This is a genomic window from Leeuwenhoekiella sp. MAR_2009_132, from assembly GCF_000687915.1.
Classification (GTDB): domain Bacteria; phylum Bacteroidota; class Bacteroidia; order Flavobacteriales; family Flavobacteriaceae; genus Leeuwenhoekiella.
Map to the genome: position 1 here is coordinate 722,383 of NZ_JHZY01000002.1, position 12,605 is coordinate 734,987.

At 34.5% G+C, this 12,605-nt stretch carries 10 protein-coding genes; 2 read left to right on the forward strand and 8 right to left on the reverse strand.

Annotated elements, in window-relative coordinates:
* Positions 1 to 262: 262 nt before the first annotated feature.
* The gene (gene purL, locus P164_RS03055; protein ID WP_028375005.1) at positions 263 to 3,925 is read right to left on the reverse strand and encodes a phosphoribosylformylglycinamidine synthase; all 3,663 of its coding nucleotides are present in this window, start codon (positions 3,923 to 3,925) and stop codon (positions 263 to 265) included.
* 187 nt (positions 3,926 to 4,112) lie between these two features.
* Complete coding sequence (locus P164_RS03060) at positions 4,113 to 5,330, reverse strand: RsmB/NOP family class I SAM-dependent RNA methyltransferase (RefSeq protein ID WP_028375006.1); 1,218 nt, start codon at positions 5,328 to 5,330, stop codon at positions 4,113 to 4,115.
* Between the two features lie 77 nt (positions 5,331 to 5,407).
* Between P164_RS03060 and P164_RS03065 the strand changes: the two genes are divergently transcribed.
* Entirely contained in the window at positions 5,408 to 6,457 is a 1,050-nt protein-coding gene (locus tag P164_RS03065; protein WP_028375007.1) for a WD40/YVTN/BNR-like repeat-containing protein, read from the forward strand.
* 57 nt (positions 6,458 to 6,514) lie between these two features.
* Here P164_RS03065 and P164_RS03070 read toward each other — a convergent pair whose 3' ends face one another.
* From P164_RS03070 to P164_RS03085, 4 genes are all read right to left on the reverse strand, one after another.
* On the reverse strand, positions 6,515 to 6,952 hold the full coding sequence (locus tag P164_RS03070; protein ID WP_028375008.1) for a hypothetical protein: 438 nt from the start codon (positions 6,950 to 6,952) through the stop codon (positions 6,515 to 6,517).
* Positions 6,953 to 6,968: 16 nt separating this feature from the next.
* Positions 6,969 to 7,466: a hypothetical protein gene (locus P164_RS03075; RefSeq protein WP_028375009.1), complete on the reverse strand. Its 498-nt coding sequence runs from the start codon at positions 7,464 to 7,466 to the stop codon at positions 6,969 to 6,971.
* 31 nt (positions 7,467 to 7,497) lie between these two features.
* Entirely contained in the window at positions 7,498 to 8,016 is a 519-nt protein-coding gene (locus P164_RS03080) for an RNA polymerase sigma factor (RefSeq protein ID WP_028375010.1), read from the reverse strand.
* A gap of 548 nt (positions 8,017 to 8,564) precedes the next feature.
* Entirely contained in the window at positions 8,565 to 9,068 is a 504-nt protein-coding gene (locus P164_RS03085) for an OmpH family outer membrane protein (RefSeq protein WP_028375011.1), read from the reverse strand.
* Positions 9,069 to 9,325: 257 nt separating this feature from the next.
* Between P164_RS03085 and P164_RS03090 the strand changes: the two genes are divergently transcribed.
* Positions 9,326 to 10,348 carry a hypothetical protein gene (locus P164_RS03090; protein WP_234405812.1) on the forward strand — a complete coding sequence of 341 codons (1,023 nt, stop codon included), beginning with the start codon at positions 9,326 to 9,328 and terminating at the stop codon, positions 10,346 to 10,348.
* A 561-nt stretch (positions 10,349 to 10,909) separates the two neighbouring features.
* Here the strand turns inward: P164_RS03090 and P164_RS03095 are convergent.
* Positions 10,910 to 11,641, reverse strand: a complete 732-nt coding sequence (locus tag P164_RS03095; RefSeq protein WP_051621165.1) for a hypothetical protein — start codon at positions 11,639 to 11,641, stop codon at positions 10,910 to 10,912.
* Between the two features lie 267 nt (positions 11,642 to 11,908).
* Positions 11,909 to 12,559 carry an alpha/beta hydrolase gene (locus P164_RS03100; RefSeq protein WP_028375013.1) on the reverse strand — a complete coding sequence of 217 codons (651 nt, stop codon included), beginning with the start codon at positions 12,557 to 12,559 and terminating at the stop codon, positions 11,909 to 11,911.
* Positions 12,560 to 12,605 lie beyond the last annotated feature (46 nt).

Genomic DNA, 12,605 nt, shown 5'->3' on the forward strand with positions numbered 1-12,605 from the left:
AGCTTTATTCATGTTTAATTTTGAGGACAGGACTTGGTTGTTTTATGGTAATAATTTAATAAGCATTTTCTTTAACAGAAAGATCGAATTTTTTTAGATTTAAATATTTAAGACTTAAATTTTAAATTAATATAATTTCAAGTCTATGATTTAGAAATTTTACTTCTCAAACAAGTTGCTAATGATTGATATACGTTTTCAATAAAAAAAAAGCTCAGATTCAAAGAATCTGAGCTTTTTTTATCAAAATATTTTCAGCTAATTATTGTTTCTCAACCCATAAACGGGCATTAACAAATGCTTCAACCCAGGGGCTTACTTCGTCTTTACGTCCTTTTGGATAATTTGCCCAGTTCCATTGAAAGATAGAACGTTCTATGTGTGGCATCGTTACCAAGTGACGACCGGTTTTATCAGTCATCATTGCCGTGTTGTAGCTACTTCCGTTAGGGTTTGCAGGATATGCATCGTACCCGTATTTACCTACTATTTTATAGTTATCTTCATCAAGTGGTAAATTAAATTTTCCTTCACCATGAGAAATCCATACGCCCAATGTAGCTCCAGAAAGCGTAGATAACATCACCGAATCATTTTCTGCTATAGTGACACTGGTAAAACCGCTTTCATGCTTATTAGAGTCGTTATGCTGCATAACTGGTTTTTGCACATGTTCTGGATTTAATAAATCGAGCTCTACAAAAAGTTGGCAACCATTACAAATACCTACAGAAAGCGTATCTGGTCGCGCAAAGAAATTCTTAAGAGCCGTATTGGCTTTTTCATTGTATAAGAAAGCACCCGCCCAGCCTTTAGCAGAACCTAAAACATCTGAATTTGAAAAACCACCCACTGCACCTATAAATTGAATATCTTCAAGCGTTTCACGACCGGTAATCAAATCGGTCATATGCACGTCTTTTACATCAAAACCAGCGAGGTACATTGCATTTGCCATTTCGCGTTCAGAATTCGATCCTTTCTCACGCAAAATTGCTGCTTTGGGGCGCGGTCTTGCAGCATCGATTACAGGTTTTTTACCTGTGAATTGTTTTGGGAATGTATATTTTAAATCCTGTCTGTCAAAATTTGCAAAGCGCGCTCCTGCAAGTCCTTTAGCAGTTTGTTGCTGATCTAATAGATATGAAGTTTGAAACCATCTTCTACGTAAAGAAGGGATATTCAGTCCTATTTCTATAGTATCTTTTTTAAGTTCTAAATCTGCAGTTTCAGTAGTAGTACCTATATTGAAAAAAGCAATATTATTTTCAGTCAAAATAGATTCAACATCTGCATCTTTAGCTGCCTGAAATACAATACCTGCATTTTCAGCAAAAAGTATTTTTATTAAATCTTTCTCTTCAAAAGCAGTCAGGTCTATAGATGCACCTAAGTTATTTTCAGCAAAACACAATTCTAAAAGTGTGGTTATAAGTCCGCCAGATGCAACATCGTGCCCGGCAACGATCTGATCCTTTTTAATCAAATCCTGAATAACATCAAATGTTTTCGCGAACGCTAAATTGTCTTGAATAGATGGCGCCTGAGTACCAACTTTATTCTGAATTTGAGCAAAACTAGATCCTCCTAATTTAAAATCATCCTGAGATAAATTTATGTAATAGATAGCTCCTTCACCGTGTTGTAAAACAGGTTCAATAACCTTATTTATATCGCTACAAGTCCCGGCTGCAGATATTATAACTGTCCCGGGAGCAATCACATCACCATCAGGATATTTCTGCTTCATAGAAAGCGAATCTTTACCGGTAGGAATATTTATTCCCAGGTCTATGGCAAATTCAGAAACAGCTTGTACCGCTTCATATAAACGCGCATCTTCTCCTTCATTATTACACGGCCACATCCAGTTTGCAGATAGTGAAACCGATTTTAGTCCTTTTTCAAGAGGAGCCCAGATAATATTTGTAAGTGCTTCTGCAATACTGTTTTTACTTCCTGCAACAGGATTTATTAAACCACTTACTGGTGAGTGACCTATTGAAGTTGCTACACCATTTTTAGAATTAAAATCTAGGGCCATTACACCCACATTATTTAGTGGAATTTGTAAGCTCCCCACACATTGCTGTTTTGCAACTCTACCACCCACACAACGATCAACTTTATTCGTTAACCAGTCTTTGCTGGCAACAGCTTCCAGCTGCAATACATTTTCTAAATAGTCGTGAAAATGCTCTAGCGAGTAGGAAACATCATCATAAACCCGACTAATTTTAGTGTCATTCATTATGGTTTTTGGCGAACTTCCAAACATATCATTCATTTCTAAATCCATAGGTTTTTCACCTGTAGTTTTAGATTTAAACGTAAAGCGATGATCACCGGTCACATCTCCTACTTCATACATAGGAGAACGTTCGCGATCTGCGATGCGTTTTAATGTTTCAGCATTTTGAGCACCTATAACAAGACCCATACGTTCTTGCGACTCATTACCTATAATTTCTTTAGCAGAAAGGGTAGGGTCACCCACGGGAAGTTTATCTAGATCAATTAAACCACCGGTTTCTTCAACCAGTTCAGAAAGACAGTTTAAGTGACCACCGGCACCGTGATCGTGAATAGAAACAATGGTATTTTCATCACTTTCTACCATGCCACGAATAGCATTTGCAGCTCGTTTTTGCATTTCTGGATTAGAGCGCTGAATAGCATTCAATTCGATACCTGAACTAAAGGCGCCGGTATCTGCAGAAGAAACTGCGGCACCGCCCATCCCTATGCGGTAGTTATCACCACCTAGAATTACAATTTTGTCTCCGGTTTGCGGTTTTTCTTTTAAAGCTTGATTTTTCTTGCCATAACCTATTCCGCCGGCTTGCATAATCACTTTATCATAACCAAGTTTGCGACCACCTTCTTCGTGCTCAAAAGTTAAAACAGAACCTGCAATAAGGGGTTGACCAAATTTGTTTCCGAAGTCTGAAGCTCCGTTAGAAGCTTTTATCAGTATATCAATAGGTGTTTGATACAACCATTTTCGGGCTGGCATACCATCTTCCCAATCGCGTGGAGATTCTGCCTTTAATCGGGAATATGCAGTCATATAAACTGCAGTTCCTGCCAGCGGTAATGATCCCTGACCACCTGCCAGACGATCCCGAATTTCTCCACCGGCACCGGTTGCAGCACCATTAAATGGCTCTACAGTAGTAGGGAAGTTGTGGGTTTCTGCTTTTAGTGACAGTACACTATCAAATTCTTTTTCGGTATAATAATCGGGTTTATCTGCGGTATTAGGAGCAAATTGGGTTGCTTTGGGACCATTAATAAAAGCGACATTATCTTTGTAAGCAGAAACAATTTCGTTAGGGTTTTCTGCGGAAGTCTTGCGTATCATCTTAAAAAGTGAAGTAGGCATCTCCTCACCATCTATCACAAACGTACCATTAAAAATTTTATGACGGCAATGCTCAGAATTTACCTGGCTAAAACCAAAAACTTCAGAATCTGTAAGCGGGCGACCTATGCGCTTTGCCACACCTTCAAGATAAGCTACTTCTTCCTCATTTAAGGAAAGACCCTCTTGCTGATTGAATGCTGCAATATCTTCAATATGCAAAATAGATTCGGGTTCAATATTTATTGTAAATACATCCTGACCCAGACTTGCATATTCCTGAGAAAGCATGGGGTCAAAATCTGCTTTGCCGGCAACAAACTCTTCAATACGTATGATGCCTTCTATACCCATATTTTGAGTAATCTCAACTGCATTTGTACTCCAGGGCGTTATCATTGTAGCCCGCGGACCAATAAAAAAAGCGTCTAAAGTAGACGCTTGTATTTTAGGCTGGTTGCCAAAAAGCCAGTTAAGCTTGTTTATATCTTCTTGAGAAAGTTCATTATTAGTTTGAACTGCGAAAATTTTGGTTTCTTGTGAACCGAAAAAATGAATCATAGTGCTTTTGCTAAAGAAGCGACAAATTTAGTGATTTTTGACCTTTAGACTAGCCTAAGATTTTAAAGAAATTCAACAGAATTTAATTGATTATTGTTGATAACCTACAAGTATTCTATTTAATTAAAAATCAAAAAGCCTCTTAGATTTTTCCAAGAGGCTTTTCAAGTTTAAGCATTGCTTAAAATTAAGCTTTATCTTTCTTTACCATTAAGCACATATAAAATCCGTCATAACCGCTTTCGCTAGATAGGATTGTTTTTTGCTTTTCAATTTTAAATTCTCTTCCTTCCTCAGTTTTCAAGAATTTTTTTACTTGTTCTTGATTCTCAGAAGGTAAAATTGAGCAGGTTGCATAAACCATTTTCCCACCCGGTTTTACTATTCTTGAATAATCTACTAGAAGTGCCTGTTGTGTTTCCTGAATTTTTGCAACAAAATCTGGTTGCAATTTCCATTTTGCATCAGGGTTACGACTTAAAACACCAAGACCTGTGCAAGGTGCATCTATAAGTAAACGATCTGCAGAGTTGTATAATTTTTTAATAACCTTAGTACTGTCTATAGTACGGGTTTCTATATTATGAGCACCGGCACGACGTGCTCGGCGCTTTAATTCTTTTAATTTATTAGCGTAAATATCTAAAGCAATTAATTGACCTTTATTATCCATTTGAGCAGCTAGATGTAGTGTTTTACCACCTGCACCCGCGCACGCGTCTACTACACGCATACCCGGTTCTACCCCTAAATAGGGTCCTACCAGTTGAGAAGATGCATCCTGCACTTCAAAAAGGCCATTTTTAAAAGCTTCTGTAGCAAATACATTTCCGCGCTCCTGCAGTTGTAAAGCATCAGGATAGGCTTTAAGAGTTTCGGTCTCGTGACCTTCTTCAACTAAAGCAGCTCTAAGTGTGTCTATATCTCCTTTAAGACGATTAGCGCGAAGCACAACAGGAGCTTGCTTATTTAAAGAAGCGATCTCAACATCCCATTTATCGCCTAATTCTTTCTCACCTAATTCATCTAACCAATCTGGGATAGATTCACGCAGTTTTCTAATTTTAGAAAGTTCATCAAATCTACCTTTTATACGACGGGTAGGTGTGTCTTCAAACTGCGGCCACTCTGGTAATTTAATACCTTTTAGGGTACACCATACGGCAAACATGCGCCAGATATCCTTGCGGTCTATGGGTTCTTTAACTTCTGCAATTTCTGCGTAGAGACGTTTCCATCTTACGATATCATAAGTTGTTTCTGCTACAAAACTACGATCGCGAGACCCCCAGCGTTTATCACGCTTAAGTTGTTTTGATATAACTTTATCGGCATAGCTGCCTTCGTTAAAAATTTCGATAAGACCATCAACGACGGCGAAAACCAGATTGCGGTGTAAACGCATAAAAAGTGTATTTAAAAATGTGGGCAAAGGTACAGGTTTAAAGGCGAATAGTTTTAAATTTCCCTAAATTTTAGAATATGAGACTTTATATTACAATTCTTACTTTGATTATTCTTTCGAGTTGTAAGAATTCCGAAGAAAAAACGGAAAAATTGAGCCCTATTAAACGTGTTGAAATTGAGACTATTTATAGTGACTCTGTAAGTATACGCGCAATAGATATACTTAATGATGGCAGTCTTGCATTTGCAGGCTCTAACGGCAAATACGGGTTATATGATTTTAGTACCCAAACCTGGAATACCGGAGTTTTAAAACAAGATAGTTTAATACCTAATTTTAGAGCTGTAGCACATACGGCGGAAGACTTTTTTATGTTGAGTATTGAAAGTCCTGCATTGCTTTTTAAAACTGGTGATACGGGTATGGAAGTCGTATATAGGGAAGATGATCCCAAAGCTTTCTACGATTCTATGATCTTCTGGAACGATAAAGAGGGGATTGCAATGGGTGACCCTACTCAAAATTGTATTTCTATACTAGTAACCCGAGATGGTGGCAACAGCTGGACAAAAGTTGACTGCTCAGAGCTTCCCAGTGTCGCAGAAGGAGAAGCTGCTTTTGCAGCTAGTAATAGCAATATTGCCGTTTATAAGGATCACGCCTGGATAATTACGGGAGGTACTGAATCTAATGTAATACATACTGCAGATAAAGGTAAAACCTGGGAGGTATTTAAAACTCCCATTGTGCAGGGTATTGCAACTACGGGAGGATATTCAATAGATTTTTATGATGAAAATACGGGTATTATAATGGGAGGTGATTATACCAATCCTAAGGGTAATACTGCAAATAAAGCACTAACAACAGATGGTGGTAAAACCTGGAAGTTAATCGCAGATTCAAAGAATCCCGGTTATAGAAGCTGCGTGCAATTTGTACCCAATACAAACGGGCAGGAGATTCTTGCTATAGGTTTTGAGGGTATAGATTATACCAGCGATCAAGGATTGACCTGGCATAATTTGAGTACTGAAGGATTTTTTACCCTACGTTTTGTTAATGATAGCACTGCTTTTGCAGCCGGTACAAATAGAGTTGCCAAGTTGAAATTTAAGCGCTAAAAAAAAAAAGCCTGTTTACTTCAAGTAAACAGGCTTTTTTAAACTTAGATTCTAATCTTACTTTTTCCTTTTACGATATTCTTCCCAGAGTTTTTTACCGAATTTATGTTCAACTTCAGGTAGAAATACCATTTTTGACGCAGGTAGCTTTTTGGTTAAATCAGACATTAACCTGCTATCTAGCTCGTAACGCTTTTCTATAATATCATTATATTCTATAATTAACTTATTTGCTTCAGCTTCAGAAAAATTGTTTTTTGCGCCTGCAGAACCATATTTTTGTTTGAACAATGCACGCTCTCTATTGCGCAAATCATCCATCTTCTTGTCGTAAATATTGTAAATAGGCCAGAATTTTTCTGCTTCAGCTGGAGTAAGTTCTAATTCTTCTGTTAAAAAAGAGACTTTTAAGGCTTTTATACGATCATGGCGATCGTTTTGAGCAAAGGTTGCAAAGCCTATAAATAATCCTATTATTATAATTAAATTCTTCATAGTTATTGGTTTTTGTTTACTGATCTGCATTCCAGGAATTTGCAATAATATCCTGATCTACATAATCATAAATCACTTCATCATTTTCAATCTGTGTGTCAAAAATTGAAGTGTTATCTTCGATATTGGTTAATTCTTCATCAGAAAAGTAATAGGGTAATTGATCCTGATCTATTAGATAACTTTCAATACTTGAAACAGAAAGTGAATCAAAATCTTCGTTAGTTGTTATAGGGTTTATCACATAAAAGATTAAGGCAACAACGGCTGCAAGTGCTACAAAAGCTTTTGTAACGGTTTGGAAATCGTAATTGATTAGTTTTCCCTGAGGCTTATTTTTATTTATAATGGTTGATTCTACAGCTTCAAAGTAACCCTGAGGTACCGTGTACGGATTTACTTTAATTGGGAAAAGCTGTTGAAATTTAAGTTCTGTAAATAGACGATCATCAAACGATTTGAAGTATTCGTCTGGGACTTTAAATTGCTCGTTATGTTTACTCTTGCTTTTCATTGTTTTTTAGACTTTAATTGAATTAAAAGGTTTAAATACCAGTTACATAATCTGTGATTTTTTTAACAGCATGATGATAACTGGCTTTTAATGCACCTTCAGAAGTGCCTAAAATTTCTGAAATCTCATTGTATTGTAATTCGTCATAATATTTCATTATAAATACCTGTTTTTGCTTAGCAGGTAAGGTATCTATAGCTTGTTGTAATTTTAATTGAGCTTCATCACCATTAAAATAAGGATCACTCGTAAGATTTGATATAAGACTTTCCTGAAAATCTTCACTACTTAAATGTGTAGTACGCTTTCGTTTATTTATAAATGTCAAACTCTCATTTGTAGCAATGCGGTAAAGCCAGGTATAAACCTGACTATCACCATTAAATGTGTCTAAGTTTTTATATACTTTGATAAATGTATTCTGCAAAACATCATCTGCATCTTCGTGAGATACAACCATACGTCTTATGTGCCAATACAAACGCTCTTTGTATTCGCTGACCAGATCTTCAAATTTGATCGAAACTTGATTTAATGTTTTGGTACTCAATTTCTCTTAAGCTTTGTTTCGCAAACTAAACTTAGTATTTGCTCTTATTAAGACTTTACTTTATTTAAAAGGTTTAACGCTTTAATTTAAATTAAGATAAAATTATAAGTCAAGGTTGTTTAATATGTTTTTTGTTATGCGTAATTCTTTATTTGTTAATGAATTAGAATACGTAAGAAGTGTTAGTGAATTTAATAATTGATAAATTGTGATAATTAAAACACGTTAAAATGCATTTATTTGAGGTTAAAATGCAATTTAATATTGTTTTGTATATAAATTGATCTTATATTTGAGAAAGAAAGTAAGTAGTTTTAGAATGTTAATTTAAATTAATGTAATTAGTTAAACCGTTTAAAATCCCTTTTTTGCCCCAAGTATAAAAGTTGATTTAATTGTTTCTGTTATTTTTCCCGACTAGATTAATTACATTATAAAAAAAAGCCATATTTAATTAAAAATATGGCTTTTTTATTACTGAAAATTTGGTGTCGATTAGCTATATAACTATAGTAATACAAAAGCTTTTTTTGTCTCGTTGAGAATTTTTATTTAATTCCAATAGCTTTTTTAACTTCAGGCATTAAGTCTTTACCTTTTGCCATAATGAGTCCGTTTGAGGCTGCTGAATCTAAAACATATAAGAAGCCTTGATTGTCTGCAAGTTTTGTTACTAGTTCTTTTGCTTTTTCACGAATAGGTGCAAACAATAGTTCTCGTTTTTCAGCAAGTTGTTTATCTATGTTTTGTTGAGATTGTGCAAGGTTACGTTCAATAAGTTCAAGATCTCCTTTACGCTTTGCTGTTTCGGTAGGAGAAAGGGTGGAGGCCTCATCTTCAAATTTTACATATTTTGCCTGATATTCTCTATATGAGGTTTCAAAATCTGCGCGATAAGCCTGGTTGAGGCGATTAAGTTCTGCCTCGGCTTGTTTACTTTCGGGCATAATTTTTATGAGCTCTTCCATATTAATATGGGCAACGGTGCCCTGAGCACAAATACTGCCGGTTAGGCCTGTAAATACTAAAAGTATTAAAAACGCGTGTTTCATAAGGGGAACTTGATTATGTAGTAAAAATACAGATATTAAAAGTATTTCTTCTGAAGTGATTGCTTATATAGACATTTAATTAATCACAAGTTGTACCACAAAGACGTTATTAGAATTCTATTGTTTCAATCTCTATCTTAAAATTTCATTTAATGCAATAAAAATTGGGTTAGAGGTTCTAATAAGACTCATTTACTTTTGATCAGTCTGTTAATTAATTTTATATTTCCCCATCTAAAATCCCTAAACTAGAAATCATGAATTTTTATTTCCGCTTGAGCGTGCTTATTGTATTTATAAGCTGTTGCAGTACACAAACTAATTACGCACAAAATACTAAAGAGCGAAGTGGTTTTAAAGATTACTTTCCTATATCTGAACGCCCGTTTTTAGCTGCGGGAAGTGGCGATAATCCATATGAAACAATTTTACTTGAGGCACAACCTGTTGTTTATTATAGTATTTATAATGACATACGTGAAGCTTTAAACAGAGATACTATTGTCGCAGGTGATGCCATTTATTTAAGCATACAGCCGCATTTAAGAATTTATGATGAGAATTCTAAACCCGTTAAAACGCCTTCTTATAAAGCATTTATAGGATGGCAATCTATAATTAAGACACAACGAAATAATTTTTTAACGGCAGCTATTGAGTCTGGTCATTATTCTAACGGGCAGAGTAAATCTGCATTTAGTACAGAATTTGAAGATAATAGTCCACAAAGTGCATTATTGTACGATAATATTGATGACGATACAGATCTGGCAGCGCTATTAAACCGATCATCGGGTAATTTCTCAACAAATCTAACCCGACTTTCTTTAAACTACCGTATAAATACATTTGATCAAAATAATTACCCCTCAAAATCTCATTCCTTAACTGTAGCCTACCAATTATATCATAACCGCTTTTTAGGTATGTTTCAGTTTGGAGGTTATAATCCTGAAGATATTAAAATTTATGGGCGTCATCAAATAGAAGCCGAATATGAGTTTACAGATCATTTTAAAGGGATGCGTTATAGTCTGGGACAAAAGATACTGCTACACCCAGATGTGCATCCTTCCGCAGATATTTATCGCTCAGAGACAAGTGCTATTTTATATCCGTGGGATAAAGATTTGGGAATTATGGCTCGCTTTAGTTTTGGTTATGATGATTATAATTACCGCTTTGTAGATAGTTATTCTAGAATTTCTATAGGACTTACCTGGGATTTTTTCACGCCATTTGTAGTTAAACCTATAAAAGAACAAAAAGTAGCAGAGTAGTGACTTATTGAAAAAAGAATATAACGAAGTGTTTCCGGTAATTTTTTACTACTAGAGCCGGGTTTTTCTAAATTACCAAAGAATATTTTTGACACTAACCGGTAATTCTAAGACTCATTTAGTATTATTTCAAAAAAACCTATCATACCCTGTAATAGGTGATACTTCTGATTTCTAATTATAGCCTTGCAGAAATTAAAATCTATGTATATTAAATTACATGCACAAGATGCATTATAACATAGCTAAAATTTATGCCTGGATCTAGATTTAAAACTTCAGAGCGTACTTATAGCTTTGTAATAACCTTGCTTTACATCCTAGGATAAAGGTTTGAGCATTGTGGCTTATTATAACCTTGAATATTGAAAGTGCAATTTTACTAAAGCAATTAATTCTTGCTAGAACTCTACAAGGTTTCTTTACTTGATTAGTATGCTAAGTATAGTTTAATTAAAGAAGAAGAAGAAGGCTGCATTGTAATTGAGGTCATTAAAAAAAAAGCCCTGTCGATAGACAGAGCTTTAAACAACTTAACTAATTGTGATTTGGGGAAATCATTTATTCGTTAGAAGCAATACTATAATTTGTAGTCGAGCCTCCATTAGTATCATAAGCTAAAGCATCTGTGTTTAAGTCAAAGTTATTTTGAGCTAATGCGATAGAAGTAAGATTTTTCATTTTAGATAATTCTTTAGGAACAGCGCCGTATAAACTATTATTAGAAAGATTCAGTTCTTTAAGGTTATTTAATTTTAAAACTGCAACTGGAAATTGACCATTAATGTTATTATCAAAAAGATTTAAAACTTGAAGATTAGTAAGGTTAGATAAATTTTTGTTTATAGAACCACTTAAATTATTGCTGGTTAACATCAATTGCTCAAGTTTAGTCAGGTTATATAAAGAATCTGGTAAAGATCCATTAAGCATATTGCCGTTAAGAACTAATACTTTAAGATTTTTAAGGTTACCTATAGAGTTAGGTATTGAACCTTCAATTTTATTGAAGAATAATTCTAGAGTAACTAGTGATTCAAGATTACCTATAGATTCTGGTAATTGACCGTTAAGGTTATTCATACTTAGGTTAAGACCTACCACATTATTATTTATTACACGTACACCATACCAGGTAGAAACATCTGCATTTAAATCCCAGGTAGTGTTCCATTGAGAACCGTTTGTAGCATTATACAAATCAACCAAAGCTTCTTTTTGCGTTGTAGCTACTTCAGCTACAGCATTTAAACTTAAAAAAGCAACCGCAATAAAAGTGATAAGTGATTTCATATATTTGGTTTTTTGTGTTCTACAGCGTAAATATACTACACTTAATCTTTTAAATACACAATAATTCGATGAAATACACAAAAATAATTTATGCAATGATATTTATGTATAATATACTTGTATAAAACCACTAAAGTGTGACGATTTATTCAAATTCTAAATATATTATACCAGATGAAAAGCATTAAATGAAATATATCTGGATTAAATAATAAGTATTTTCCTACTTTGTTATGAGCTTTGAGTCTTTAATTATTTTTTTTCGTATTACATTAAGGATAAGTGCAGTAGTGTAGGTTCGTGAACTTCGTGCTTACCTTTAAAATGTATTATGTTGAGTTTATTGTTAAATATCGATTTTAGATAGTTCAATTCAGCTATCATTTTAGATTCTGATAAATACATATCGTCTGTACCATAAATAACGGAAACTTTAGTGTGATTAAGGTGTTTGAAGGTTTCTGAATGAAATTCTCTAGGAGTAGAGCCTGAGTGTAATAGAAGGTTATCACAGTAAACCTTAGCGTGAGCTAACCATCTGGTTACAGCAGAAACTCCTTGAGAATATCCAAGAATGGTAAGTTTAACAGGGCCTTGTAACTTAGCGCTAATCTCCTGCTCGTAAACCTGATCAAGATAATTTGTAACATTCTGAATTTCTAGTTGCGTATTTACACGAGTAAACCAGGATGCACCCACATATTTATACTTTTTATCCTGATAGTATTTACTAGGTGCTTGCGGGGCAATTATATAATTCTCATCTGGATCAAGATGTTTAAAATGATCTAAAAAATAGGTGCTTAGATAGCCAATTCCGTGACAGACAAGCCATATTTTTTTAGTTTTTACTGTAAATGTATTTAACGTGTAATAGGTGTTTTGGGTAGTATAGCTTACAGTTTTTTCTTCGTGCATCCTTGAGGTTTAAGTATCTTTACAAAGTAAATCAATCTAAATCTAA